24 protein-coding genes and 1 pseudogene are annotated in these 24,520 nt (G+C 66.9%); 11 read left to right on the forward strand and 14 right to left on the reverse strand.

Translation table 11 applies throughout. The features are described from left to right. Nucleotides 1-203: 203 nt before the first annotated feature. Nucleotides 204-1,007 carry a very short patch repair endonuclease gene (locus tag AB0I83_RS24515; protein WP_363306135.1) on the reverse strand — a complete coding sequence of 268 codons (804 nt, stop codon included), beginning with the start codon at nt 1,005-1,007 and terminating at the stop codon, nt 204-206. Then, nucleotides 1,004-2,320 (reverse strand): DNA cytosine methyltransferase, encoded by a 1,317-nt coding sequence (locus AB0I83_RS24520; protein WP_363306136.1) that lies wholly within the window; start codon nt 2,318-2,320, stop codon nt 1,004-1,006. The genes AB0I83_RS24515 and AB0I83_RS24520 overlap by 4 nt, the downstream gene beginning before the upstream one ends. Before the next feature lie 119 nt (nt 2,321-2,439). On the opposite strand from AB0I83_RS24520, the gene AB0I83_RS24525 reads away from it, so the two are divergent. Next, nucleotides 2,440-3,252 (forward strand): GIY-YIG nuclease family protein, encoded by an 813-nt coding sequence (locus AB0I83_RS24525; RefSeq protein ID WP_363306137.1) that lies wholly within the window; start codon nt 2,440-2,442, stop codon nt 3,250-3,252. Between the two features lie 22 nt (nt 3,253-3,274). Here the strand turns inward: AB0I83_RS24525 and AB0I83_RS24530 are convergent. From AB0I83_RS24530 to AB0I83_RS24545, 4 genes and pseudogenes are all read right to left on the reverse strand, one after another. Continuing rightward, nucleotides 3,275-3,430: pseudogene (locus tag AB0I83_RS24530) on the reverse strand (IS1380 family transposase); the annotation flags it as partial. A gap of 383 nt (nt 3,431-3,813) precedes the next feature. After that, entirely contained in the window at nt 3,814-6,309 is a 2,496-nt protein-coding gene (locus AB0I83_RS24535; RefSeq protein ID WP_363306138.1) for a Z1 domain-containing protein, read from the reverse strand. Nucleotides 6,310-6,638: 329 nt separating this feature from the next. Beyond that, entirely contained in the window at nt 6,639-7,631 is a 993-nt protein-coding gene (locus AB0I83_RS24540; RefSeq protein ID WP_363306139.1) for a PD-(D/E)XK motif protein, read from the reverse strand. Then, complete coding sequence (locus AB0I83_RS24545) at nt 7,628-9,130, reverse strand: ATP-binding protein (RefSeq protein WP_363306140.1); 1,503 nt, start codon at nt 9,128-9,130, stop codon at nt 7,628-7,630. Before AB0I83_RS24545 ends, AB0I83_RS24540 begins: the two co-directional genes overlap by 4 nt. A gap of 887 nt (nt 9,131-10,017) precedes the next feature. Between AB0I83_RS24545 and AB0I83_RS24550 the strand changes: the two genes are divergently transcribed. The 5 genes from AB0I83_RS24550 (at nt 10,018) to AB0I83_RS24570 (ending at nt 12,321) form a co-directional block, all read left to right on the forward strand. After that, a complete protein-coding gene (locus tag AB0I83_RS24550) occupies nt 10,018-10,407 on the forward strand; it encodes a hypothetical protein (RefSeq protein WP_363306141.1) in 390 nt (129 codons plus the stop codon). A gap of 42 nt (nt 10,408-10,449) precedes the next feature. Then, nucleotides 10,450-10,884 carry a GntR family transcriptional regulator gene (locus AB0I83_RS24555; protein ID WP_363306142.1) on the forward strand — a complete coding sequence of 145 codons (435 nt, stop codon included), beginning with the start codon at nt 10,450-10,452 and terminating at the stop codon, nt 10,882-10,884. Between the two features lie 383 nt (nt 10,885-11,267). Continuing rightward, nucleotides 11,268-11,555 (forward strand): hypothetical protein, encoded by a 288-nt coding sequence (locus AB0I83_RS24560; RefSeq protein WP_363306143.1) that lies wholly within the window; start codon nt 11,268-11,270, stop codon nt 11,553-11,555. Between the two features lie 278 nt (nt 11,556-11,833). Continuing rightward, nucleotides 11,834-12,082: a hypothetical protein gene (locus AB0I83_RS24565; protein WP_356531315.1), complete on the forward strand. Its 249-nt coding sequence runs from the start codon at nt 11,834-11,836 to the stop codon at nt 12,080-12,082. Further along, nucleotides 12,079-12,321: a hypothetical protein gene (locus tag AB0I83_RS24570; protein WP_363306145.1), complete on the forward strand. Its 243-nt coding sequence runs from the start codon at nt 12,079-12,081 to the stop codon at nt 12,319-12,321. The genes AB0I83_RS24565 and AB0I83_RS24570 overlap by 4 nt, the downstream gene beginning before the upstream one ends. 168 nt (nt 12,322-12,489) lie before the next feature. Here the strand turns inward: AB0I83_RS24570 and AB0I83_RS24575 are convergent, their stop codons facing one another. After that, nucleotides 12,490-13,269 carry a hypothetical protein gene (locus AB0I83_RS24575; RefSeq protein WP_363306146.1) on the reverse strand — a complete coding sequence of 260 codons (780 nt, stop codon included), beginning with the start codon at nt 13,267-13,269 and terminating at the stop codon, nt 12,490-12,492. A gap of 218 nt (nt 13,270-13,487) precedes the next feature. Between AB0I83_RS24575 and AB0I83_RS24580 the strand changes: the two genes are divergently transcribed. Further along, nucleotides 13,488-14,483: an aminoglycoside phosphotransferase family protein gene (locus AB0I83_RS24580; RefSeq protein WP_363306147.1), complete on the forward strand. Its 996-nt coding sequence runs from the start codon at nt 13,488-13,490 to the stop codon at nt 14,481-14,483. A 71-nt stretch (nt 14,484-14,554) separates the two neighbouring features. On the opposite strand, the gene AB0I83_RS24585 is transcribed toward AB0I83_RS24580, so the two are convergent. Continuing rightward, nucleotides 14,555-15,061 (reverse strand): YbjN domain-containing protein, encoded by a 507-nt coding sequence (locus tag AB0I83_RS24585; protein WP_363306148.1) that lies wholly within the window; start codon nt 15,059-15,061, stop codon nt 14,555-14,557. A gap of 31 nt (nt 15,062-15,092) precedes the next feature. Continuing rightward, on the reverse strand, nt 15,093-16,445 hold the full coding sequence (gene mshA, locus AB0I83_RS24590) for a D-inositol-3-phosphate glycosyltransferase (protein WP_363306150.1): 1,353 nt from the start codon (nt 16,443-16,445) through the stop codon (nt 15,093-15,095). A gap of 186 nt (nt 16,446-16,631) precedes the next feature. Here mshA and AB0I83_RS24595 point away from each other — a divergent pair, with 186 nt between their 5' ends. From AB0I83_RS24595 to AB0I83_RS24605, 3 genes are all read left to right on the forward strand, one after another. Beyond that, nucleotides 16,632-17,417: a class I SAM-dependent methyltransferase gene (locus AB0I83_RS24595; protein WP_363306151.1), complete on the forward strand. Its 786-nt coding sequence runs from the start codon at nt 16,632-16,634 to the stop codon at nt 17,415-17,417. Between the two features lie 264 nt (nt 17,418-17,681). Further along, the gene (locus AB0I83_RS24600) at nt 17,682-18,749 is read left to right on the forward strand and encodes an NlpC/P60 family protein (protein WP_356531303.1); all 1,068 of its coding nucleotides are present in this window, start codon (nt 17,682-17,684) and stop codon (nt 18,747-18,749) included. A 302-nt stretch (nt 18,750-19,051) separates the two neighbouring features. Next, nucleotides 19,052-20,383: a fused response regulator/phosphatase gene (locus AB0I83_RS24605; RefSeq protein ID WP_363306152.1), complete on the forward strand. Its 1,332-nt coding sequence runs from the start codon at nt 19,052-19,054 to the stop codon at nt 20,381-20,383. On the opposite strand, the gene AB0I83_RS24610 is transcribed toward AB0I83_RS24605, so the two are convergent. The 3 genes from AB0I83_RS24610 to AB0I83_RS24620 form a co-directional block, all read right to left on the reverse strand. Next, entirely contained in the window at nt 20,365-20,694 is a 330-nt protein-coding gene (locus AB0I83_RS24610; RefSeq protein ID WP_356531300.1) for a DUF2516 family protein, read from the reverse strand. The two genes, AB0I83_RS24605 and AB0I83_RS24610, sit on opposite strands and share 19 nt — an antisense overlap. Before the next feature lie 114 nt (nt 20,695-20,808). Next, nucleotides 20,809-21,492 carry a hypothetical protein gene (locus AB0I83_RS24615; RefSeq protein ID WP_363306153.1) on the reverse strand — a complete coding sequence of 228 codons (684 nt, stop codon included), beginning with the start codon at nt 21,490-21,492 and terminating at the stop codon, nt 20,809-20,811. A 27-nt stretch (nt 21,493-21,519) separates the two neighbouring features. Beyond that, a complete protein-coding gene (locus AB0I83_RS24620) occupies nt 21,520-22,029 on the reverse strand; it encodes a helix-turn-helix transcriptional regulator (RefSeq protein WP_356531297.1) in 510 nt (169 codons plus the stop codon). Between the two features lie 343 nt (nt 22,030-22,372). Here AB0I83_RS24620 and AB0I83_RS24625 point away from each other — a divergent pair, with 343 nt between their 5' ends. Beyond that, complete coding sequence (locus tag AB0I83_RS24625) at nt 22,373-22,966, forward strand: DinB family protein (RefSeq protein ID WP_363306154.1); 594 nt, start codon at nt 22,373-22,375, stop codon at nt 22,964-22,966. Nucleotides 22,967-23,111: 145 nt separating this feature from the next. On the opposite strand, the gene AB0I83_RS24630 is transcribed toward AB0I83_RS24625, so the two are convergent. Together AB0I83_RS24630 and AB0I83_RS24635 are read right to left on the reverse strand one after the other, a co-directional pair. Beyond that, nucleotides 23,112-23,747: a TetR family transcriptional regulator gene (locus tag AB0I83_RS24630; RefSeq protein WP_363306155.1), complete on the reverse strand. Its 636-nt coding sequence runs from the start codon at nt 23,745-23,747 to the stop codon at nt 23,112-23,114. After that, a complete protein-coding gene (locus AB0I83_RS24635) occupies nt 23,744-24,520 on the reverse strand; it encodes a TetR/AcrR family transcriptional regulator (RefSeq protein ID WP_363306156.1) in 777 nt (258 codons plus the stop codon). Before AB0I83_RS24635 ends, AB0I83_RS24630 begins: the two co-directional genes overlap by 4 nt.

Here is a 24,520-nt window from a genome sequence, read left to right on the forward strand (position 1 = left end):
GCGCGGGCGCGCCCCGCCTCAGCGGCGCGGCCTGCCTCTGTCTTCGCCCCGGCTGGCCGCGCCCGGCGGCGCGCTGCGTGCAGCGGGCAAAGGGGAGAAGCCATCCGCAGGCACAAGACATGCCTCCGGCGGGGGCCCGAGACTCCGGGATGATCGGGGCGATGTGCGCGGGTGCCGGCCGCTCCTGCCAGAGCTGCCGAGAGTCAGTCTTGCTTGTCGACGCTCGGTGGTGGACTCTGTCTCGACCGCACTGCTTTGACCACTTCTTGCGCGGCTTGCTCCGGATCTTCGTGTTCCCAGAATCGGACCACGAGCCATCCCGCGTTGCGTAGTGCCTCGTTGGTCTCGGCGTCGCGGGCTTGATTCCCAGCGATCTTCTCCTGCCAGAACGCCGCCCCCTTCTTGGCGGGACGGTGGTGTTCAGGGCAGCCGTGCCAGTAGCAGCCATCGACGAATACGGCGACGCGAGCCTTGGTGAACACCACGTCGGCGGTACGGCGCAGGTCGGGGATCGGTCTGACGCCCACGCGGTATCGCAGTCCGTGTCTATGGAGCGCGGACCGCAACAGCTTCTCGGGTTTCGTGTCCCGTCCCTTGTTGGCGGTCATGACCGCTCGGGAAGCGGGGGAGGACGCCCACGAGTCGCGGGGAACGGTCTCGGTGGTCACGTATCCGGCGACGTGAGCGACCTCCCATGCCTGCGCCAGGTTTGCGGCGCGAGTCGCGGCGTCCACCTCGCCGACGTACCGTTCCTGTGTCTCGCCCTCCTGTGACCACCGTAGGTACGCGCGGATGCGGCGGGTGCTGCGGTACAGGCGCAGCGCGATGGACGCGCGCGCATATCGGCCCTCGCCGATGTCGACCGCGCGCGAGAGGCGGCTGCCAGCGGCTCGATCTTGCTCAGCCGCTCGGGCCTCCCTGTTTATCCCTGCTCTCGGCTTCCACGCCCGATCGGGAGGCATCCGATCCTTCCAACGCCTCTGCCGATCGCTCGCGGCTTCGGTCACTTTCGCTTCTCCGGGTCCTCCAGAGCCCCAACCGACCTGAGAGCCTCGGCGACAGCCGTTGAGAAGGCCGCCCCAAGCTTCACGGGCACGGCGTTACCCAACTGCCGCATCTTCTCCCCCCGCGGCCCGTCGAGAATCCAACGGTCCGGGAACGTCATGACTCGCGCCGTCTCCCGCACAGTCATGTATCGGTATCCGTTTCCGCCCCCGGCGTTGACAAAGTTGACGTTGTCGAGCTGCATGACGGATTCGCCGCCCGGCACGCCGTGTACACCCGCCTTCACGGTCTTCGCGGGTCGGTCCAGCAGGTTCGGGGTGTGCCCGGTGTACATGCGAGCTCCAGGCCACCCGATGTGGTCGGCGATGCCACTGACTTCGAGCTTGCCCTTGACGGCTTCCTCCGTAACGTACGGAAGCGGCTTCCCCTCGTTCTCGTCGATTCCCGTGATGGCGTCGCGCAGCGTGCGCCACGGCTCCAGCTTCAGCTTCTCCTTAACCTTCTTGTTCTCGTAGTCAAGCTTCGGAAGGTTGGCGATGGTGCGCTTGCGAACATCCGCGGGCACTTTCTTGTGCCGCTCTGTCCAGTAGGGTCCGCCCTCGCGCATGGAGTGGATCATCGACTCCTCGGAGTGCGTCTCCTTAGGCATGAAGTCGTCCCAATCGACGCCGAGGTCGGCACGGAACGCGACGATAATCACTCGATTCCGAATCTGCGGAACACCGTAGTCAGCCGCGTTGACTTCCATCTCCTTGACCAGGTATCGCTCCGACAGTTCAACCGAGTCGTTGGCGATAAGCTTCTCAAGAATTTCGTTGTGGTCTTCCCACGTCGCGTTCTTGTCGCGCTCCACAAAAGGCAGGCGCATTTCGTTCAAGATGTATTTGAAGTAGGGTTTGAAAGACGGTCGAAGCAGGCCGCGCACGTTCTCGCAGATGACTGCCTTCGGCCTCATCTCCCGAATCGCGCGGAACATCTGCGGGAACATGTTCCGCTCGTCTTCCATGCCCTTGTGGACGCCTCCCAGGCTGAACGGCTGGCAGGGCGGTCCACCGGCGAGGACATCGACCTCGTCCGTCACAAGGTCGGTGAAGTCGACGTCACGCACGTCGCCCGGGATGAGCGGCCAACGCTTCTCCGGCTCGTCGGGGTCCGGCGGGTTGTTCTTCAGGGACTCGCACGCCCGCTTGGCGTACTCATTTACCAGGAGCGGACGGAAGCCCGCGGCGTGCACAGCCATCGCGAGCCCCCCGCCGCCGGCGAACAGTTCGACACACGTCCCCACCTCTTGGCGTTCTTCTCGCAGCTCAGGCATGAGAGAAGCGTACCGCGGAGTTTGTGATCACCAAGCCGCTTCAACGAAGACGCGCAACAGGCGCCCCGTTTTCACCGGTTAAGGTGATGCCGATCACTCGCCCGAAGGGAGCCCCGGTCTTGCCGCTTGAGAACCATGCCGAGTTCAAGCTGAGCATCACGAAGGCGCTCGGCGATCAGTTGGCCGCGGCCCTGGAGAAGCTCACGCCCGCACCCCTGACGGAGGAGAACGTCAGTCGCCTCCCGCGTCACAAGGGGGTATATCAGCTCTACCGGCACGGCGAGCCTGTGTACATCGGGAAGGCCGACGCCACCCTCGGCCAAAGGCTGAGGAAGCACCTTAAGAAGCTCAGTGGTCGCGAAAATATTCACTTGGAGTGGATGACCTTCACGGCTCTATCCGTGGACGAGGATTTCGCGGCGGTAGCTCCGGAAAAGCTCCTCATCGACAGATTTCAGAGCGAAGGCCAGGCACCGTGGAACGAGAACGGCTTCGGCATCAATGATCCCGGGGTTGAGCGTGACACCACGGTTTTCTCAGATGATCATTTCGATCAGCTCTACCCCGCTGACCTTGCTTGGGTGATAGGCGATCTCCCTCAAGGGACTCAAACCCTGCGCTCCTTCTTGAAGTTCGCCAAGACGACGCTGCCGTACACCTTCAGGTACGCGTACTACCGAACCCAGAAGGAGAGTTTCTACGAGCAGTTCGAGGTAATCATCGAGCAGCCAGAGATGACGGCGAATGAGTTCCTTCGTTTTGTGAGCGCCCAGCTGCCTGATTCGTGGCAGATCATGGTGCTTCCTGGATACGCCGTAATGTATCCAAGGGAGATGTACTCCCAGAGCGCGCGAAGGCATTACATCGCTGGTACGGAACTTTCGCCTAACCTCGATCTCCTTCCGTGGTCGACGGAGGCCACCGGGGGGTGATGTCCAGACGCCCCCCGGCCACGGCGAGGGTGTCGATCAGCCGGGAGACCGTTGGGTCGGAGGCCACCGGCCCGAACACGGCCGGCTCGGCCCGCAGCAGTCCCGCATCGGCCAGGCAGTCCCCGCCCAGCGCGACCGCGAGAGCCACATCCAGCATGATCGTGCCCGAATCATGCACCGGCCACCATCACGCGGGCCACAGCGCAGGCATCACCACCAGAACCGCGACGGGTGGCCTGGCAAGCCGGAGAAGAGCCATGTCAGCGCCCTTCAGGGACTCTCCCCGAGCGACTATCTGCGCTACGCGTCGAAAACCTACAGAGTCCTCGCGACTCGAGGAACACGCGGCACGCGGCTCTACTCAACTGATGCCGTGTCCCAGCGGCATTTGAGAGGTCTAGTGCTCGGCGCGGCCGCAGATGGCGTCGAAGTGTGACGAGGGGCGGTGGCTGGGTCCGCCTGCGGACCCAGCCACCGCAAGTGCGCAGAGCGGGATCGCGGACGTCGGGGAACATGCATCCGTCAGACAGCGAATGCCTGAAGATACGGCCGAGTCCGCTGTCAGAGGCTCGACTCCACGCGGTACTTCAGGACCCGCCCATCGTCTGGTTTGGCGGCCGAGGGGAGCTCCAAGCGGAACGCCATGACGATTCGAGTCGAGTCAAACCTGATGGTCTCCTCCTCCGGCTTGGCGATCATCGGGTAAAGCAACATGCCAGCCGTACGTGAACCCGGGACGCGCACAACATCATGAAGCAACCGATGATGTATGGGTTGCGACTTCGCCTGGAGGCGCCCTTCGATCTCGTTTCGGCTGTGGAGACTGAAGGGTCCGAAACCGAGCAATGGCGTGGTCGATTCAGCGTCGAGAAGCTGTGGCATGACAACGTGCCAGCTGTCGACTTGCGAGGAATCCAAGGATTTCAGCCAGCGCAGGTCCGCCTTAAATTTCTCCTCATCCAGCCAGGACAGCCTCTCCAAGATCTTGACAACCAAGCCGTGAGCAAAGTCGCCTTGGAAGATGTCCAGCGACTTGCTTACGTGCGGGGCAGGCTGTGGACCACTCATGCCGGCCAGGACAGGGCCAAAAGCCTTCAAGTTATCGTGCAGTTTCGCTTTCTCTCCCAGTAGCGGGTACGCGCTACTGGGCTCCTTAACGCCCGTGGCATCCTGTTCGAGGATGGCGCACCATCTCTTATTCGCCGCAGTGGGCTTGACGGAGGAGTGCTGAGCGACGAGAGGGACAATCCTCTGAGGCGTGATCAGAGGTCGGCCATTGTCATCCATCTTCGCATACTTGCCGAGTTGATTCCGAAAGAATTCTTCATCTTGGCAGATGCCAGCGAAGGTCTCATGGAGACTCTTGGGAATATAGAGACGCACCAGATCACGGTAATTCTTCCGGAATCCGAACCAGCGTCCCATCTGCATGAGAGTGTCAGCTGCCCGTGCAGCCCGCCTGTAGTAGGTAACTGTGAGACCCTCGACGGTGAAACCGCGGGCAAGCATGTTGCCGCCGATCAAGATTCGCCAGACGGGCGATGAGTCGAAGTCCAGCTCCTCGCCTTCGATCTTATCGCTGTTGACGACCAGTACCGGCTGCCCAGTCTGCTCGATCAGTGCTACAGCTTCTGCCACGTAGGGTTTGAGCTCGTCAAATCCAGTGGGCAGTGGCAAATCGCTAGCGGTGGCGGAAGAGGCTGGTGCGATGTCACGCAGATAAAGGTCCCGGAGCCTTTCATAGCTTTTGGCTGAAGAGTATCCCGCCCTGCGCCAGTGCCGCTTGATGTTTTCGGCTTGATCTCTATGCACGGTCTTCTTCTGGGCTTCATGTACGAGCATAGTATGGTGCTTGAATTTTCCAACGCCAAGGCTTTCCCTGAAGAGCTTAACCGCTCCAGAAAGGACGAAGGCGTCGAGGGCCTCCCCAAGCTTGGAATCATCATCCTTGTGTCGAGGTAGGAATCTCACATGGCATTTCTCAGGGGAGTTCTCGTAAGTCTCCTCTTCCTCGCCTGTAGACGAATCAGCGTTGTTGAAGTCCGATGCCCCCATGTATCCACTGGGTCGATCCAGGGAAACGAGGAAGTCCTTCGGGAAAAGGCTGTGGGGATCTCCGGGATCTATGAAAACGTTGGCGAATGGTGTTGCCGTATACCCCACGTACTGGGCACGAGGCAACATCGTGAGGAGTTCAGATATCGCTTTGTTGATGGCAGTCCGTTCGGCTTCTTCCTCGTACCACTTTTTACGGTTCGTGTTGATCGAAGCCTGATCCGACTCGTCGTCGATGATCAGGGTGGGGATTCCAGGTAGGCGCGAATGGACCTTTTTCAGGTCCTTGATAACCCGCTTGAGAACACCAGAGTTCTTCTTCACCACGGCGAGGCGAGCGGCTTCAGGGAATACATTGTCAGGGTGATATAGCGGCTTGGTCGGGTTTGTGCCATGGAAGTCGAGAGCATCGATTGCGCCGGATTGATAGTCCTGATGATGCCTGGTGAGACGGTGCACCTCAGGGATGCGCGCCCCTGCGGGTATCTGCCCGTGGTCAATGAATCGACCGGCGACCCATTCTTTATCCTGCTGGTAGTCGACATCATCCAGCGCGAACTCGTCTGTAGGGTCGATGCCTCCCAACACACTGCTGACTCCAGCGAATTCCATATCGAGGCGCCGCTGAGTCTGGGACCGTAGCTTATCCGTGGTCCCCGTCAACACGATAATGAGCCGGTAGCCAACATCGACCGCCTTAGCGATCACTCCAGTGAAGTTGGCCGTCTTTCCGCTCTGCACATAACCGACAACGAGCCCCTTTGACTGGTAAGGCTGATCAGCAGTCGGATCAGCCAACCGCTCCACCACGCGTGTGGTGGCTGGCCCGAGAGAGCTCGCGACGTCTTCGGCAGACCACCCTTTATCGATAAGATAGTTCTTATAATGTTCCCAGTAGAATCCCCTGTCGCTGGCTAGTCCTTCCGTGTACCAGGGAATCCAATTTTCGGACGACGCGATTACCGTGGGTCGGCCCGTCTGCGCTACCGGGAAGAGTTCCATAAATAGTATGGCCGTTGTCTCATCGACCCGCAGGCGATCAATGATGACCGCTCGGCGTTGGTTACTTCCAGCCTCAGTGTGCTGCGTCCATGAGTCGGTGGAAAGCGCGGCGTCCCATCCGGCTATGCTTAGGTGCATTTTGATCCGAAGAGGGTCATTAGCGCCGACTGAGCTAAGGTGGCGACAAAGCTCGGTATCCCCGACCGGAACCGCTGGAGCATGGGAGTCATCCGCAGCAAATTCCGCTGCGGTGTGAATTGCGCGAGGGCCGCGCCCTTCCATCAATTTGAGGGCCGCCAGGTAGGCGTCCGTCAGTGTTTGGCAGCCGCTCATACAATTTCCACTTCTTCTAGGATGTCTGCGAGAAATTCTGGTAGTGGAGCACTTGGATTGCGGCCCGTCAGGTCGATTTGGTAGCGGACCTGGACGATCTGTTCCCGAGCTGCAACTCTGCGGACTTCATCCGGGGTCAGGCGAGGGAAGTCGTCCGTAACGGCGAAAGCCGCCGGCTTCGTCCGAAGCGCCCAGGGTCCCTGACATGTGCGCTCGAAGCGATCGCGCCAGCCAGCCTGTCTCAGGCGTGCTTCCAAGGCGGCGCGGTCTTCGTCGTTTCGCGCTTCGGCTCGGGCGAGGTGGACCAAGTCAGGCAGCCCATTCCCGGCACCTGACCCTGCCGACGTTATTTGGCAAGAAACAAGCCAGAGAGGCCGGGAGCCGGTAGGGCGCAGCTGGGTTAGAGATTCGATCCAATGGATGCGTCGTTCCGACCGTGTTGTCTTCACTTCGATGTTGAGACCGCATAGGGCAAAGTCGTGCTCTTCCCGCTGGGGGCCCAACCAAGCAGCGAGAGCCTCCTTGCTGCCGACAGTCCGCGTCAATCCGAGGAATACGATGAGCTCACCGAAGAGTCCTACCTCGCGCTCGATCTCCAGGGAGTGGCTGCTCTTGATCAAGTTGGCAAGTAAACGAACGGTTTCGACAAGCGCCTGTTCTGGAGAAAGGCCTTTAAGCTGGATCCGGTCGGCGATGGCACAAAGCATGGGATATGCGTCGGCGAACAGATCACGGCGAGTCACCGCGATCTCTAGGTGACGGCGGCCGCCGTTCCATGCAATCCCGCAGCGAATGTGCTCCAACCCTGGGTCATTGACAATCCCAGTGCCATCAAAAGGGACTCTCAGTCCAATTTCGGATCTTTTTGGAGAGATGAAGAGAACGAGAGTCGGCTCGCCAGGTATCGGCTGGTCGATGGGCACGTTGGAGCGCAGGTAGCTCCTGAGGCTCGCTTCGCTAAGATGGCGTCGTTCGACCCCGTCAGTCACGATTTCTCCCCTTGCGCTGCCACAGTCAACAATTCCTGCCACATTTCAAGATTATCTTTGTCTTTCGAACCGAGATATTCACCCTGGAATAGGTCTTCCATGAGGATATATAGAAGGGCTTTGAGGACGGGCATGTCATTGAGACCGCCTCTGCGGCCACCGAGAAGTGTTGTCCGATAACTGTCATTGAGCCACAGGGTACGGTTATCGCGATCGATGCGAAAGAAAGACTCATCCGCGAATGCGGCCCAGCGAATATTGATGGACTCTTCGTCCTCTAGTAGCGGGATTTCTCGCTCGATGGCCTTCTTTAGGGGCGGGGAAAGGCCGCGCCCGGGGGGAATCATCCGTTTTCGCTGCATAGTTCTTTTGCGGGAGTCGCGGAATGCTGTTTCGGCGACTTTCAGGTATTCAGCGAGCGTGGTCTGATCCTCGGCGCGAGCCTCTTCGCATAGATATGCGAACTTGGCTCCTACGCTGACTTTGGACTTTTCCGGATTCATTTTAAAAAGGCCGATCGCGTCGTCTTCGATATCGATTTCGACACGGGCCAAACGGAGTCGGCGGTCGCCGGCGTGGATCCCCTCCCAGCCGCCAGCATGGAGTAGACGGTCGTTTCGATAGAAGTACAGACCCTGCCTGGAGTCAGTCCCGCCCGGAAGGTTGAACTCGGGCAGTTGCGAGCGACCAGGCCAGATGTGACAGCGCATGCTCAAGGTGAGCCCCTCGGCCCGGCCGACCAAATTTTTGGGCCAGCCACTCTTACCTGTCCGCGTATAGCCGAAGGGGTCGAGTGGTGAAATGCTGAACCGGCTACCGAATTCCCCGGTCTCTGCCTCTTCTACTTCGACCCATATTTTCACGCGTTGCGCGGCCAGTAGTCGATGCATAACCAGCCCGAGGTGCTGGCGTATCTGTACTAGAGTCTTGCTGATGTATTCCTCTACTCGGGTCGGGTCATCGGTGGCGGGGAATCCCGTGACCTCGTCCCAACGAACAACGGTTCGTCCGGCGCCCTGGGGGAGGTTCCACTCGCGGTCAAGCTCGCCGGCGGCGAAGTGTTCAGGCACCACGCCACAGAGAAAGCCGCTCTGCTGAGAACTAAGCTCCCACCGGCGTCCAACTGCACGTCCTCTCTGGTCCCGAGAGAGCAGGGTGAGACTGCGAGCCTGACTGAAAGAGGCGGCCTTCAAGCCAATGCCGAAACGGCCTAGATCACCGGTCTTGTATGTGCGGCGTCCCCCCAGAGTCATGGCGTCATCGATGGCTTCAGGTGCTATACCGGAGCCATTGTCAACCACGTAGAGGCTACAGAGTCTGCCCGCATTCCTGACTATGCGGATGAGAGTGTCTGTGGCTCCTGCGTCTACGGAGTTATCCACCAGGTCGGCCAGCGCGGTTTCTAACGAGTGATTCCGACCGAGACCATCCATCGACCGTGCCTCTGGCGGCAGATCGACGCCTCCACTGGCAGGGACCTCATCGCGCCATCTGACCATGTGACGATGATCGCTGCGGACTCACTGCGTGTAAAGGCGATTGGATGTCTTGATGGCCCGGCGGCGGAAAGAAGCGATGCCGCTACGACTCATGATGTAGGGGACCCGTGCTGCATCTGTGCACGCGTAAGTACGCTACTTCCTTCGGATCCCTTACCCCCGTGCTCTGGAGCGCCTCCCAGGCAGTCTCAGTGAGCTGCCGAACGGTCTCCGGAACGTGGACGCAATCTCCTTCGATTTCGCAGTCCCGGAATTTATAGTTCCGCTTATCCGGGCAGTGCTTCGGGCCCCTTGCCAGCAGTGGTGCCGGACGAGGGGCGCCACTTGCCCTCTCCTGGGAAGTGACTGGCCGAACGGGCCCTTGCGCTGTGGGTGCCGTTGATGGGGCAGGGGTCGGAGGGCACGCCCCTGCTTGCCACCCGCCGCCTGACGGAGTCTGCTGAGGACTCCACGGCGAGACCGACCAGGGGGCCCCTTCACCTATGGGGGCAGCGGCCAGGGTCACGCCTCCTTTACGACGATGAGGACGGACCGCGCCGATCCCGCCCGCCCCGGGCAGACAGTTACTGCCCCACTTGGGGCTTTCCCCCAGGTTTTCCCCAGAGAGGCGTCGGGTTGCCGAACGGCCTGGCCGGGGATATCGGGACCAGCCCGCTGTAAGTCTGCCGACGTTCTCGCACCGACGGACGAAGGCGGACGAAAACGACCTCCGCTAACCATCAGCGCAGGTGAAGGACGCACCAGGTCAGAGTTGAGCCCTATCCGCTTACCTGAGAAGCCGTTGTCTTTCCGTACTTGAACGCTGACTTTCTACTGGTCAGGCATGGTGTGGCGGGTTCTATGGCAGATAGGACACGTCGTGTCGTCTTGGTCGTGGAGGTTCTGGGATGCCGTCGGTGGTCGGTTTGCTGGAGGAGCGGGAACGGGGTGCCCGGCAGCGGGTTGAGGTGTTGCGTGAGGAAGCGGACCGGGTCCTTGCCGAGCTGCGCGACGCGGAGCTGTTCTGGGAACGGTTCGTGACTGCGCGGGAGGTTCTTGTCGAGGTCCTTGCTGGCCCGGGCGGGGGTGCTGACGTCGAGGAGACAGCTGTGCCGGTTGCGGAAAACGCTGCGCCGACGCCGACGCCGAAGGGCGGGAGGGTGCCGGGGTCAGTGGTGCCGGTCAGGAGTGAAGGCGTCGAGGTGTCGTCGCTGTCGCCGGACTATCAGCGGGGCCGCCGCACTAACTCCCGAAGCGGGCACAGGGCAGCCTCCGTCACCAGCGATCACCTTCAGTGAAGCTAGTTAATTAGATTAGAGCTAGTGGACTAGATCTTCCATATGCCTGAGCAGCCGCCTTATCTCCGCGTCGCCGATGTCCTCCGGCAGCGGATCGTGGAGCACGTGTGGGAGCCGGGAGACCGCCTGCCCTCCCGCGCCCAGATCGGCGAGGAATGCGGCGTAGGCGAGAACGTGGTCCGCAGGGCGCAGGAGTTGCTGATCTCCCAAGGTGTGCTGGAGGGCCGTGCCGGGTCGGGCACCTACGTCGCCGAGCCCCGACCGCGCGTGCGGGTGGTGCGATCGTCGGCGCGCGAGCAGCCGACCGGGTCACCCTACGAGGAAGCTTCGCTCCTGGGGATCCAGAAATCCGCTCTCGTGACGCACATCAAGCGGACCTACTACAGCGATCAGGGGCGGCCGGTGGAGACGGCGGACATCGTCCTTCCCGCAGCGCTGTGCGAGATCGTTTACGAGGTTCCCATCGGTCGTCAGTGACCATCGCGGCGAGCGGTGACCGGGCCGTTCCTGGGCCGTCTCTGGGCCGTCCGAGGTTGCTCAACGGCACCCGATGACGACCAATGACGACTGCTCACCCCGAGTCGATCAGCTTCCCCACCTGCGAAAACCCTGGTCGGCGAGATATCCCGCAAGACCCAGGGCAAGAAGAAGTAGAGCTAGCGATCACGCCCCTGACCTGCACTCACTGTGCAAGTCAGGGGCTGTTGTTCGTTCTCGGGCCACCCCTGGGCCCTCAGGGCGGGCGTTCCTCCGGCCGGTGTCCAGATCCCCCGTGGCGCTTTCCCGCCCTTGGCCGCCAGGTCCTCGAAGGCATCCCCGCAGACCTCTGCGTGGTCTAGGCCGCGTGAGAACATCCGTCCATGAGTAGCGACCTGGAAGTGAGTGCGCTGGCGATCAACGTCACGATCCCGCAGTCGCTCCGCTGGACGGACACTCGACGCGGTGAAGCTTTCACGCTGACCACGCTCAACGTCCGGCTTCTCCCGGACGGCCGCCTCGCGACGAAGGCCTACGGCCGACCGGTCGGGGGCGGTCGGGGCGCGTACGTATCGTTCCCCGTGCCCGACAAGCCCGAACTGGTGGCCCTTGTCGCCGACGCCGCCAGCCGTGCCGGGGCGCTGTGGGCAGCTCATCGCGGTCTCGGCTGAACCCGGCTCTCGCTGACCAGGGGCATCGGGGCGGGCCAATCGGACCAAGTCGGGAAGACGTGAGTACGCCCGCCCACGAGCCCGCAACCAGGTACGCCATCCCCGTCCCCGACGCGCGGGTTGAACGGCGTCCGTCCAGCGCAGGCCCGCCTGCCGTCCGTCTCTGCCGTAGCGGTACGCGCTAACGTGGCGCTCATGCCTGTCTGTTGCCCGGGTGCACACCCCCACCGGCGGCGGCAGGCGGAGCGCGGAGAGCAAGGAGATCGAGGAGAGCGATCATGGGCGAGTCTCTGAGGACCTTCGTCGGCGGGACCGAGGTCGAGGTACCCAACAGCATCCCGGCCATCCGTGCCGCGCTGCCCGAGGAGAGACGCGAGGAGTTCGACCACGCGATCAACGAGGCTGGGGTGCACGAGATCCAGGCCGTGATGCGGCACTGGATGCTGGAGTCCGTGCCCGACCCCGAGGCCGAGGAGATCCTGGACCGGCTGGCCCAGGACGAGGCCGAGAGGCGGAACGTCGCTTGAGTTTCCGCATCTCCTACGCACCGCCCGCCGACGACACGTTGGCCAAGATGCGCGACGGCGACTCGTTCCGCGGCGAGATGGCGCGCACCGTGGGCCTGAATCCATACGGACACGCCTCCAGCGCCGTCAAGCGTGAACGCGACCGGCGCGAGGCGACCGTGGCCGGGGCCATCGTCCTCTACTACGTCTCCGGGACCGTGCTGACGGTGACCGTCGTCAGACTCGTCCCCCTGCCGTGAGCCGCTGAGGCGACGGGCAGTCAGATCGTCGCGAGCGGGTAACCGTTGACCACTGCCCCCGCGGGGCTCAGCGTCCGGTGGACCCAGCCCCCAGAATCTCCTGCGGGCCGGGACGAAGGAGCGGGAGCCGTCCTGCCCGCCCCGCCCCCGTTCCCCGCCTCCTGCGAATCAGCCGAGCTTCCCGGCCTGCGCGTCGATCACCGCGGTCGGCAGGTCGAAGTCGGACTTCGCGCCCGTAGCGCCGAGGTTGAAGGAGAAGAAGGTGGCGACGGTGCCGCCCTTGCGGAGGCTCACGAGCTTGAAGGGGGCCGCCGACTCGCCCTTCCCCATCTGCACCCGCCAGGCGACGACCTCGTCGCCCCCGGTCACCTTCTCCTCGGTCAGCTTGGTGATCGTCTGCTTCGAGTCCTTCATCGACAGGGTGAACCCACCGGTCGCGCACGCCGCGGCCGAGGTGCGGAGCTCGGCGAGGTTCTTCTCGGCGCCGTCACCGTCGTACGAGGCCAGCGTGACCAGGGACGACGTCATGTCGAGCGCGGCGCCCATGGCGTCCTCGAAGTCCTCGGGCGCGGCACTCTTCTTCTTGGGCTCCTCGACGACCTTGCGCCCGGCGTTCCCCACCGGGTTGCCACGCTTCACGCCGTAGAAGGCGAAGCCGATGGGCTCGCACTCCTTCTTGTCGACGGTGACGGCACCGGGCTGCGCGATGTCCTCGGGGCCCGTCTTCGAGATCTTGTGGCCGGCGACGTCTCCCTGCTCCAGCGAGGCCTTCTCCAGCTCGGCCGACGTCAGGGCCTTGACCGCGGGCTTCGTGGCGTCGTCCTTGGCGCCCGACGCAGCGCTGTCGTCCTTGTCACCGGAGTCCGAACCCCCGCAGGCGGTGGCGAGCAGGGCCAGACACGCCGCGGAGGCGGCGAGGGAGGTGCGGCGTACGGCGGTGGCGCGCATGGTTCGTTCATCTCTCGGTCGGAAGGAGCAACGACCCTTACCCGGGGCGGAATTCATGACCGCGGGGAGGGTTGTCACAGTGCGGCACACTCTACGATCGACACCTGTCCGATGATCGTTCCGAGCGGTCGCGGGATGTGATCGTGATTCCTCCGTGATCATCCTGTGAAGACGCTGTGGGGCGGTCGATGCCGCAGGAGAGCCCGGGGGACCCGCCAATGTCCGTGGACGCGACCACAGCCGTACTCGAAGCGCTGGGGGTCGGGAGCCGCGGCATCGCTTCCCGCGAAACGCTCACCGGGGGCACGTACAACACCGTCACGCGTGTCGTCCTCACGGACGGGAGGGACTGGGTGGTGAAGACACCGCCCGGCCACCACGCCGGGCTGAGCTACGAGAAGCGGCTGCTCACCAACGAGGTCACCTTCTACGCGTCGGCCGCCGCCACGGGCGACCGCACGATCCCGCAGGTCGTGCACAGCGAGCTCGACCCCGGCGCCCCGACCGGCCCGTACGTCGTCATGACCGCCCGACCCGGGTTGCCCTGGCACGACTTCGCCCCGCAGCTGACGGACGCGGAGCACCGGGGCCTGCGAACCGAGTTCGGGCGGATCGTCGGACGTCTCCACGGCGTGACGGGTGCCGCCGGGTTCGGTTATCCCGCCGAGCCCCTGGGGGCCCTGTCCCCCACCTGGCGGGAGGCGTTCACCGGGATGACCGACGCCGTGCTCGCCGACGCGGAGGGGTTCGGGGCGCGTCTGCCGCGCCCGGCCGGGCAGATCCGCGAGGCGCTCGCAGCGGGGGCCGGCCTGCTGGACGAGGTGACGCGGCCCGCTCTGGTCCACTTCGACCTGTGGCCGGGGAACATCCTGGTCACCGGGCCGACGGGCGCCCGACGGATCGGCGGGGTCGTCGACGGTGAGCGGATGTTCTGGGGCGACCCCGTCGCCGAGCTGGTCTCCGTGTCACTGTTCGGCCGCCCGGAGGAGGACACCGAGTTCCTCGCCGGGTACGCGTCCACGGCGGCCGAGCCCTTCGTGTTCACCGCTTCCGTACGCCGCCGACTCGGCCTCTACCGCGCGTACCTCTACCTGATCATGCTCACCGAGACGGTGCCCCGAGGGCTGGGGGCGGAGGCGGCGGACCGGACGTGGCGCGAGGTGGCACCGCGGCTCGTGGAGGCACTGGACGAGGTGACGTCGGCCCGGGAGTGACACCGGGTACGCGTGCCCGCCACTCACCGGGCGTGCGGGGCCGACGGGCAGGACGCCAGGAGGCCGACCGGTCAGGAGGGGCGCTGGGTGAGGTGCGCGAAGGCGTCCAGGTTGCGGGTGGACTCGCCGCGCTCCACCCGCCAGGCGTACTCCTTGCGGATCGCGCTCGCGAAGCCCAGTTCGAGCAGCGGGTTGAACGCGCCGTCCGCGGCTTCGAGGACGGAGCCCAGCAGCCGGTCGAGCTCCTCGGGCGTGACGGCGGAGAGCGGGAGCCGGCCGGCCAGATAGATGTCGCCGAGCCGGTCGATGGCGTAACTCACCCCGTAGAGACGGAGGTTGTGCTCCAGGAGCCAGCGGTGGACGGCCGCGTCGTTCTCGTCGGGATGGCGGATGACGAACGCGTCGAGGGCGAGGGAGTGCCGGCCGACGCGCAGGGAACAGGTCGTGGACAGCTTTCGCGTGCCGGGGAGTTTCACCACGTACTCGCCGGGCTCGGGGCTCTCCCACTCGAGCTCGGCGTCGTCCAGCGTCGCCTCGATGACCTGCGCCGCTGCTGTCCCGCCGGATACGTCAGCCATGCTGCGAGCGTACGACAAGGCGTCGCGGCGCTCAGCCGCGGTGCGAGCGGGCGCGGCGCCGGTGGTCCTGGATCGCCGCCGTGTACACGTCGGCGGTGGCCGAGGCCGCCGTGCCCCAGCCGAACGACTGGGCGTGCGCGGCGGCGGCCTCGCCCATCCGGTCGGCCAGCTCCGCGTTCTCGGCGAATCGGCCCAGCGCCTCGGCGTACGCCTGAGGGTCGTGGCCCGGGATCAGGAAACCGCTGGTCCCGTCCCGCACCGCCACCGGAAGTCCGCCCACGGCCGCCGCGATCACCGGCGTGCCGGCCGCCTGGGCCTCTATGGCGACGAGCCCGAAGGACTCGCTGTACGAGGGCATGACCAGCACGGAGGCCGCCCGGAACCAGTCGGCGAGTCGGTCCTGCCCGACCGGCGGGTGGAAGCGTACGACGTCGGCGACACCCAGGCGCGCCGCCAGCTTCTGCAGGCCCTCGGGCTTGGCGAGGCCGCTGCCGCTGGGGCCGCCGACGACGGGTACGACGATGCGCGAGCGCAGTGACGGGTCGCGGTCCAGCAGCACGGCGACCGCGCGCAGCAGCACGTCGGGGGCCTTCAGGGGCTGGATGCGTCCGGCGAAGAGCGGGATCAGGGCGTCCTGCGGCAGGCCCAGGCGGGCACGGGCGGCGGCGCGGCCGTCGGCGGGGCGGAAGCGGTCCAGGTTGACCCCGGGGTGCACGACGGCGACCGAGGCCGGGTCCGCGTCGTAGAAGCGGACGAGCTCGTCCGCCTCCCCCGCCGTGTTGGCGATGAGGCGGTCGGAGGCGCGCACGATCTGGGTCTCGCCGATGACACGTGCGGCGGGCTCAGGGGTGTCGCCCGCGGCGAGCGCGGCGTTCTTGACCTTCGCCATGGTGTGCATGGCGTGGACGAGGGGGACGCCCCAGCGCTGGGCGGCGAGCCAGCCGACCTGGCCGGAGAGCCAGTAGTGCGAGTGGACGAGGTCGTAGTATCCGGGGCGCTGGCCGGCCCACGCCTGCATCACGCCGTGGGTGAAGGCGCAGAGCTGCGCGGGCAGCTCCTCCTTGGCCAGCCCCTCGTACGGACCCGCGTCGATGTGGCGGACCAGGACACCGGGGGCCAGCTCGACGGTCGGGGCCAGCCCGCCGGAGGTGGCCCGGGTGAAGATCTCGACCTCGATGCCGATCGCGGCGAGGCGCCTGGCCAGCTCGACGATGTAGACGTTCATACCGCCCGCGTCGCCGGTACCGGGCTGGTGCAGGGGCGAGGTGTGGACGGAGAGCATCGCGACACGACGCGGCTTGCGGTGACCGCCGGCGAAACCGCCCGGGAAGCGGATACGGGGTGCCGCACGGCTGCTGCCGAGCCGGGAGACGTACTGGCTCACGGGTCCGCTCCTCCTCGCTCAGGGCATGACACGTACGGGGCACACGGCCCCTTCGAAGGGCCAGAACAGCGGAACTCGGCCTTTCATTTCCCGCTTTGCCAAATCATTACGGTCCGATCGGCGCGCCGAGGCACGCGCTTCCCGCTCGCACGGGTGCCCGCCCGCGCTTCGCATACGCTCCCTGTCATGCGCCAGCGCCCCGTCGGCACCGCGACCCGCGGGACCACCAACCCCAACCGGCTGCGCCGTATGGACCGCTGGATCGCCGCCACCCACGGCCCAGCCCTGCGCCGCAGCGACGCCCCCGTCGCGGTCGACCTCGGCTACGGGGCCGCGCCCTGGACCGCGGTCGAGCTGCTGGAGCGGCTGCGCACCGCCGATCCGCGGACGGCCGTCGTCGGCGTCGAGATCGACCCGGAGAGGGTCGCCGCGGCGGCGCCGTACGCGCGCGAGGGCCTCACCTTCGTCCACGGGGGCTTCGAGATCCCGTCGGCCGGGCGCCCCGCCCTCATCCGTGCGGCGAACGTGCTGCGCCAGTACGACGAGGGCGAGGTCGCGGCGGTGTGGCAGCGACTGTGCGCCCGGCTCGCCCCGGACGGGCTGCTGGTGGAGGGCACGTGCGACGAGATCGGCCGGCGGCACGTGTGGGTCGCGCTCGGCCCGGAGGGGCCGCGCACGGTCACGTTCGCGACCCGGCTCGGCTCCCTGGACCGCCCCTCGGACCTCGCCGAACGCCTTCCCAAGGCCCTGATCCACCGCAACGTGCCGGGCGAACCGGTCCACGCCTTCCTGCGGGACCTCGACCGGGCCTGGGCCACCGCGTCCCCCTACGCGTCGCTGGGCGCACGGCAGCGCTGGATCGCCACGGCCCGCGCGGTCTCCGCCGACTGGCCGCTGACGGACGAGGTACGGCGATGGCGGGAGGGCGAGATCACCGTGCGCTGGCCCGCGCTACGACCCGGCACAGCGTGAGCCTCGGGGGACGTCAGGGCCGGGGCAAGGGTTGCGGGCGGGGCCGCTGAACGCCAGCGGACCGGACACGACAGGGGGAACCCTGCCGGAACCGGGAACGCCGGTGGATCACCGTTCGTCCCCTGTGTGACGGGCCCGCCCGCGCGGACCTCTGTTGCTTTACCGGACGGCATGGCACGATCGCGTCGTCATCCAAACGTTACTGACGGTAAGTCACATGAGTGCGATACGGCTTTCGTTGCCTTTCGCCCGGAGGGGGAGCTTGTGAACCGACGCCACTGTGCCGCTGCCGCGATCACCCTGGTCTGCGCACTGGCCCTGCTGACCGCGCCGGTCCAGGCCATGGCCGCCCCCGTTCCCGAGCCCGACCCGACCGCCACGGCGCCCACCGCCGGAGGGAAGTCCCTCGAAGAGGTGCGCGAGGAGATCGACACCCTCTACCGCAAGGCCGGGGCGGCAACCGACGCGTACAACCTCGCCGACGAGCAGGCCGAGAAGCAGTCCGGCGAGATCGCCCGGCTCACCAGGTCGATGGCCGACGGCCGGGCGAAGATCGCCGATCTCAAGGACAGGGCAGGAGCCCAGGCCCGCGAGCAGTACCGCAGCGGCGGACTCCCCCCGGGCGCACAACTCGTGCTGAGCGGCGACCCGCACCTCTTCCTCGACGGCGTCAACCAGGCCAGGCAGGGCCAGCAGGCCACCAAGGGGATGCTGACCGAACTGGAGCAGGCTCAGGAGGACTTGGAGACCTACACCCAGGACGCCAACCTCAACTGGGAGAAGCTCGAAGCCAATCGGGTCAAGCAGGCCAAGGCCAAGAAGAGCATCGACGCGCAGATAGCGGCCGCGAAGAAGATCGAGTCGCAGCTGGCGAAGGAGGAGCAGGCCAGGCTCCTCCAGTTGGAGAAGGACGCCGCGTCGACGGCCCAGGCCGCCTGGCTCTCCTCCGGCGCGCTCAAGGACATCAACCGCGAGGCGAGCGCGAGCGGCAAGAAGGCGTTGGCCTTCGCGACCGCCCAGATGGGCAAGCCGTACGTATGGGGAGCCGAGGGCCCCGGCTCGTACGACTGCTCGGGGCTGACCTCGCAGGCCTGGGCGGCTGCCGGGCGGCCGATCCCCCGGACATCCCAGGAGCAGTGGCGCCAACTGCCCCGCATCCCCGTCCAGGACATGCGCCCCGGCGACCTGATCATCTACCACAGCGATGCCAGCCACGTCGGGATGTACGTCGGCGACGGCTCGATCGTGCACGCACCCCGGCCCGGCAGGCACGTCACGCTCGCGGGTGCGGGCTCGATGCAGATACTCGGGGTGGTCCGCCCGGACAAGTAGGCCCGCGAGGCCGGGCCGACGCCGTGTGACGCGGACCGCGTGACGCACGCCGCACCACGGTCCGGCGAACGGCGCGTGGGAGGTGTGTGCGGCGCGTGATGTTCGTCATGACCTCATGTCCGTTTCGTGCGTGCCCATCACGCCGGATCCGTGGCGGGACGCGGCTTATGGCCGCGCATATGACACGCACTGGTCGCCTGGCGCCGTTCCGTTCCCCGGCTGCGGACCGCTATCGTCCCGTCGGCGGGTCGTCGATCGTCGTCCCGCCGCGCCCTCGGGGGGAGGGAAGGAAACCCGAACCGATGCCCGTACCAGTACCGCAGCAGCGTGCCGTTCCCGCTGCGGAGACCACTCACGGCACCGACCTCACACTGCTGGTGATAGAGGACGACCCGGCGGGCAACTTCACCGTCCCCGAGCTGTCGTCGACCGGGGCACGGGTCCGTGTCCGCACCGCGCGCAACCTCACCGAGGCCGGCCGGCTGCTCACCGACGACGTCGACTGCATCCTGCTCGACCTGGAACTCGAGTCGTCGCAGCCGACCGGTGCCCGCGCCGACGGGGTGAGCGCCAACCCGGACGGGCTCGCCACCCTCAAGCACGTCCTGCGCATCGCCCCGCGCCACGCCGTCCTCGCGCTCACCGCCGAGGACGACGCCGAGCGCGCAGCCGAAGCCGTACGCGTAGGGGCCCAGGACTACCTCTTCCGCGGCGAGCTCGACGGCCGCCAGCTCAGCCGCGCCATCCGGTACGCCGTGGAGCGCAAGCGGGCGGACACCGCACAGCACCAGCTGACCGAGTCCCGGCTGCGCGCCCAGGAGAACGCCCGGCTGGAACGCGGGCTGCTGCCCACCCCGCTCCTGGACGGCTCCGACCTGTCCTTCGCCGCCCGCTACCGCCCCGGCCGCAGCCGCGCCCTGCTCGGCGGCGACTTCTACGACACGGTCCGTACGCCCGACGGCACGGTCCACGCGATGATCGGTGACGTCTGCGGGCACGGCCCGGACGAGGCGGCGCTCGGCGTGGAGCTGCGCATCGCCTGGCGGGCGCTGACCCTGGCCGGGCTGTGCGGCGACGCCCTGCTGTCCACGCTCCAGCAGGTCCTGGAGCACGAGCGGCAGAGCGAGGAGATCTTCGCGACGCTGTGCACCGTCGACATCACTCCCGACGGCCGCCGCGCCGGCCTGTGCATCGCGGGGCACCCCGCACCGCTGATCGCCCGCCAGGGCAGGGCGGCCCACCTGCTCCCCTACGAGGACGGCGGCCCGGCCCTCGGCCTGCTGCCGCACGCCCGTTGGCCGCGCCGGCAGGTGGAGCTCGGCGGTTCCTGGAGCCTCATGCTGTACACGGACGGGCTGATCGAAGGCCGCGTGGGCCTCGGAGGCCAGAGGCTCGGCCAGGACGGCATGGTCGCGATGATCAACGGCCGGCTGGACCAGGGGCTCGGCGGCGAGGCGTTGCTGGAGGCCGCCGTCACGCAGGTGCAGGAGCTGAACGGCGGCGAGCTGACGGACGACGTGGCGGTCGTGCTGCTGGAGCGCGACGAGGCCCTGATACGACGAAAGGGCAGGAGCGCAACGCGCTCCCGCCCTGGTGCCGCCTCGCCCGCGGGCGCTCAGCGCCCGCCGTTGTAGGGGCCGTACGGTCCGTCACTGCTGGAACCGCCGCGGCGGCCGCCCGACACTGCCTTGATCGCCGGCCGCACGTCCACCATGAAGACGATGGACGCGATCACACCCGCGATCTGCAGGAACAGGATCGGGATGACGAGGTTCACGAACACGGTGATCCCGAGGATGATCAGCCAGAAGGACTTCTTCTGCTTGTCAGCCGCACGGTAGGCGTCCTCGCGCGCCGTCACCGCGAAGACCAGCGCGACCACGGCCAGGACGAGCATGGCCAGGTACAGCAGCTGGAGGACCGAGCCGAATGCTTCGAGCAACACGGTGAGCACCGCCTAATCGATGGATGAGCTCTCGCCGCAACGGTACCGGGACAACGACCCGGGCACCCTCGAAGGTGCCCGGCCCGTTCTTCCGGCAGCCCGCGGCCGCCTCCGCTACTTCGCGGAGGGCGGGGTGGTCTTCCGGGCGGCGGGCTTGCGCGCGGGAGCTGACTTCTTCGCGGACGCGGCGGGCGCGGCCTTGGACTCGGCGGCCTTCGGCGCGGGCTTCTTCGCCGCGGGCGACACCGGCTTGGCCGTGGACGCCGGCTTGACCGAGCCAGCAGGCTTCGCCGGGGTCGCCGGCTTCACGGCGGCCTCGGACTTCTGCTTCGGCACGGCCTTCGGCTCCGCCTCGACGACGGCCGCGATCTCGACGATCTCCTCGGCCGTCTCGCCACGCCAGGTCCGCACGGAGACCTCGCCGCGCTCGGCGACCTTCTCGTACGTCTCACGGGCACGGACCGCGTACTCGGCGGCCACACCCACGCTCCGCAGCGCCAGGTCCTGAGCGGTCTCGCCCAGCTTCTTCAGGTCGGTGTCGAGTGCCCCGAAGACCTCGCTCACCTTCGCCTGCACGGTGGCCTGGGCTTCCTTGGCCTGCGAGGTGACCCGCTCCTGGACGGCCTTGGGGTCGGTGTTGCGCACCGCGTCGATCCGCTCGGGCGCCTCGGCACGCAGCTGGTCGATGAGACCCGGGACCTTGCGCGCCTGCTCGACGGCGAGGTCGGCCGTACCGGCGGCGAAGTAGAGGGGGGTCGGGTCGGTGAGGGTCTTACGCAGGTCGTCGGTGATGGCCATGGCTGTGGTCCTCCCGGATCATCGAAGTCAGTTCAGGGGTGGTTCTGCATCACTGCCGCCGGCCGTACGGGGGCCGCGGGCATCCTTACCGGCGCCGTTCGCATCGCCGGCACCGCTTTCCGCGTCGGCGTCGATTCTGCTCTCCGAGGCGGCGGCACCGTGGAACCCGGCGTCGGTGTCGGACGCGGCATCGAATCCGTTCTCGTGTCGGAAGGAGTCGTAGATCTGCAGAAGAACGTTCTTCTGCCGCTCGTTGATCGACGGATCGGCGAGTATGACCGCCCGCGTCTCCAGCTCCTCCCGCTCCCGCTCGTCGAGGATCCCGGCCCGCACGTACAGCGTCTCGGCAGAGATCCGCAGGGCCTTGGCGACCTGCTGCAGGACCTCGGCACTCGGCTTGCGCAGACCTCGCTCGATCTGGCTGAGATACGGATTGGACACTCCGGCGGCGTCGGCGAGCTGCCGCAGCGAGAGCTGCGCGGTACGCCGCTGCTCGCGCAGGTACTCGCCGAGATTGCCGACGTTGAGTGATGCCATGCCTCGATACTGCCCACCCTTGCTAACTTTTGCAAGCGCCTGCTTGCAAAAGTGTTCCACGCCATGCGGGGCGGCGGCTGCGCCCGGCGGTTTGTCACTTGAGCGGACAGCTGTCACCGCCCAGCCTCGCACTCTCCCGTGCGGGCTGGGCGGTCACCGCCCGGGATCGGTACACGTAGGAGCGGGTGGGGGCACCTCGGGGCCGCCGCACTTCGGAGCGGTGCCCGGCGACGCCACCGCCGACCCCGAGAAGGCGCGCGCCGCACCGGAAGTCGCCTGAGGGCAACAGCGGCGAACGCACCCGGCCATGGCTCCCGTGGTCGCCGCGAGTCAGACTGGGGCCATGACGACACCGGACGCGAAGGCCGATCTCCACCGCTACCTGCAGTCGGCACGCGACGCCCTGCTGTGGAAGCTCGACGGGCTCTCCGAGTACGACATCCGCCGCCCGCTGACCCCGACCGGCACGAACCTCCTGGGACTGGTGAAGCACACGGCGAGCGTGGAACTGGGCTACCTCGGCGACACCTTCGGACGCCCGTCCGGCGAACCGCTGCCCTGGGCCGAGGCGGACGCCGAGGCCAACGCGGACATGTGGGCAACCGCCGACGAGTCACGCGAACAGGTCGTGGGGCTCTACCGACGCGCCTGGGCCCACTCGGACGCGACGATCGGCGCACTCGCGCTGGACACGGTCGGCAAGGTTCCGTGGTGGCCGGGTCACCGGGACGAGGTGACGCTGCATCATGCCGTGGTCCGCGTGATCGCCGACACGCACCGGCATGCCGGCCACGCCGACATCATCCGCGAACTCCTGGACGGCGCGACCGGGATGCAGCAGGGCAACGACAGCATGCCGTCGGCCGACCCCGCGTACTGGGAGAAGCACCGGGACAGGCTGGAGCGCGCCGCGCTGGAGGCCGAACGGAACGCGTAGCGCGGAGCCGGACGGGAGACCGACGCACGAGCGGGCGGGCGAGTCGCGGCGTGGCCGGCCTCCCGCCCGTGCGGACGTCCCCTGCGCGGGACGGCGCCCGAGGACTCCCTATAACCCGGTGACGCCCCTTTCGGGCCTGTCGGGCTCACACAGCAGCGGGGCCGCCGACCAGGCCGTCCGCCAGCTGTGCGAAGGCGAGTCCGGCCGCCGCCACCGCGTCGTCGTGGACCTGTGCGACGCTCTCCCCCGCGTCGATCCGCCGCCAGTTCTCCTCGGCCAGGATCCGCAGTACGGCGACGATCTGGCCCGCCGCGAGCCGCGCGGCCACCGGGGCGGCCGGGTCCAGGGCGTGGGCGAGTGCGGCTTCGGAGCGGCTCTGGTAGCCGTACAGACGGGCGACGAGCGACGGGGTCCCGTAGAGCAGTCGGTGGTAGGCGAGCACCTCCGGGACGTCGCAGAGTCCGGTCACCGGGTCACGGCGGTCCAGGCCGTCCAGGTGGTACCGGCGCAGGGCGTCCAGCGGGGACGTACCGTCCGGCCGGTCGGAGACGACCCGGGCCGCCTCGTCCTCGTGGTCCGCGAACCGGTGCAGGACCAGGTCCTCCTTGGCCGGGAAGTAGCGGAACAGCGTCGGCTTGGAGATGTCGGCCGCGGCGGCGATCTCGGCGACCGAGACCTTGTCGAAACCGCGTTCGAGAAACATCGAGATCGCCGCGTCGGAGACCGCCTGGTAGGTCAGCCGCTTCTTGCGTTCCCGGAGCCCGGGCTTCTCCGCGCTCATGACGCCGCGCCCCGCTTCGCGATGAGCACCCCGACGCCGTCCAGCATCCGTTCGAGGCCGAACACGAACTCGTAGTCGGGGTCGTCCGGCTCGCTCATCACCTCGGTGGACAGCAGCCGGGACAGCGCCGGGTGGCGTACGGGGTCGACGAGCCGCTGCACGGTCCGCTCCCACTGCCCCCGCACCTCGCGGGGCGGGACACCCTTCGCCTCGACCGCGGCGGCCATGTCGCTCATCAGCAGGGCCTCGTTCCGTACGAAGCCGGTGATCAGGAGGATGACGGAGATCCGGTCGCCCTCGTCCAGCCCGCTGCCCTCCAGCGCCTGGAGCCCCTGCTCCCACCAGGCGACCGAATGCGGGCTGGCGGGAGGGCCGGAGATCGGGATGCGCAGGGCCCACAGGCTGCGGTGGTACATCCGGCGCTGCGCCCACGCCCACTCGCCGAGCGCCTCCCGCCAGTCCGCGCCCCTCTCCAGCGCGCGCAGGGGTTCGGGGGTGCCCATGGCGGCCTCGTGCATGAGGAGGTACAGCTCCTCCTTGGCGGAGACGTAGCGGTACAGCGACATCGTGGACGCGCCCAACTCCTTGGCCACCCGGCCCATGGAGACGGCCGCGAGGCCCTCCGACTCGGCCACCGACACGGCCGCGGCGACGATGCGGTCCAGCGTCATTCCGGGCTTCGGGCCCTTGGCCGGACGGTCCCGCAGGCCCCATGCGGCCTCGATGCTCGCCGGCAGCCCCGTGCCGTCGGCCGCACTGCTGTTGTCGGTCAC

This window comes from Streptomyces sp. NPDC049970, from assembly GCF_040660235.1.
GTDB lineage: Bacteria > Actinomycetota > Actinomycetes > Streptomycetales > Streptomycetaceae > Streptomyces.

Bases quoted from the DNA above. Each gene is read 5' to 3' on its own strand.
- AB0I83_RS24520 (WP_363306136.1), bottom strand. From the start codon at position 2,320: ATGCCTGAGCTGCGAGAAGAACGCCAAGAGGTGGGGACGTGTGTCGAA.
- AB0I83_RS24535 (WP_363306138.1), bottom strand. From the start codon at position 6,309: ATGGAACTCTTCCCGGTAGCGCAGACGGGCCGACCCACGGTAATCGCG.
- AB0I83_RS24545 (WP_363306140.1), bottom strand. From the start codon at position 9,130: ATGGTCAGATGGCGCGATGAGGTCCCTGCCAGTGGAGGCGTCGATCTG.
- AB0I83_RS24550 (WP_363306141.1), top strand. From the start codon at position 10,018: ATGCCGTCGGTGGTCGGTTTGCTGGAGGAGCGGGAACGGGGTGCCCGG.
- AB0I83_RS24555 (WP_363306142.1), top strand. From the start codon at position 10,450: ATGCCTGAGCAGCCGCCTTATCTCCGCGTCGCCGATGTCCTCCGGCAG.
- AB0I83_RS24560 (WP_363306143.1), top strand. From the start codon at position 11,268: ATGAGTAGCGACCTGGAAGTGAGTGCGCTGGCGATCAACGTCACGATC.
- AB0I83_RS24565 (WP_356531315.1), top strand. From the start codon at position 11,834: ATGGGCGAGTCTCTGAGGACCTTCGTCGGCGGGACCGAGGTCGAGGTA.
- AB0I83_RS24575 (WP_363306146.1), bottom strand. From the start codon at position 13,269: ATGCGCGCCACCGCCGTACGCCGCACCTCCCTCGCCGCCTCCGCGGCG.
- AB0I83_RS24580 (WP_363306147.1), top strand. From the start codon at position 13,488: ATGTCCGTGGACGCGACCACAGCCGTACTCGAAGCGCTGGGGGTCGGG.
- AB0I83_RS24585 (WP_363306148.1), bottom strand. From the start codon at position 15,061: ATGGCTGACGTATCCGGCGGGACAGCAGCGGCGCAGGTCATCGAGGCG.
- AB0I83_RS24595 (WP_363306151.1), top strand. From the start codon at position 16,632: ATGCGCCAGCGCCCCGTCGGCACCGCGACCCGCGGGACCACCAACCCC.
- AB0I83_RS24605 (WP_363306152.1), top strand. From the start codon at position 19,052: ATGCCCGTACCAGTACCGCAGCAGCGTGCCGTTCCCGCTGCGGAGACC.
- AB0I83_RS24615 (WP_363306153.1), bottom strand. From the start codon at position 21,492: ATGGCCATCACCGACGACCTGCGTAAGACCCTCACCGACCCGACCCCC.
- AB0I83_RS24620 (WP_356531297.1), bottom strand. From the start codon at position 22,029: ATGGCATCACTCAACGTCGGCAATCTCGGCGAGTACCTGCGCGAGCAG.
- AB0I83_RS24625 (WP_363306154.1), top strand. From the start codon at position 22,373: ATGACGACACCGGACGCGAAGGCCGATCTCCACCGCTACCTGCAGTCG.
- AB0I83_RS24630 (WP_363306155.1), bottom strand. From the start codon at position 23,747: ATGAGCGCGGAGAAGCCCGGGCTCCGGGAACGCAAGAAGCGGCTGACC.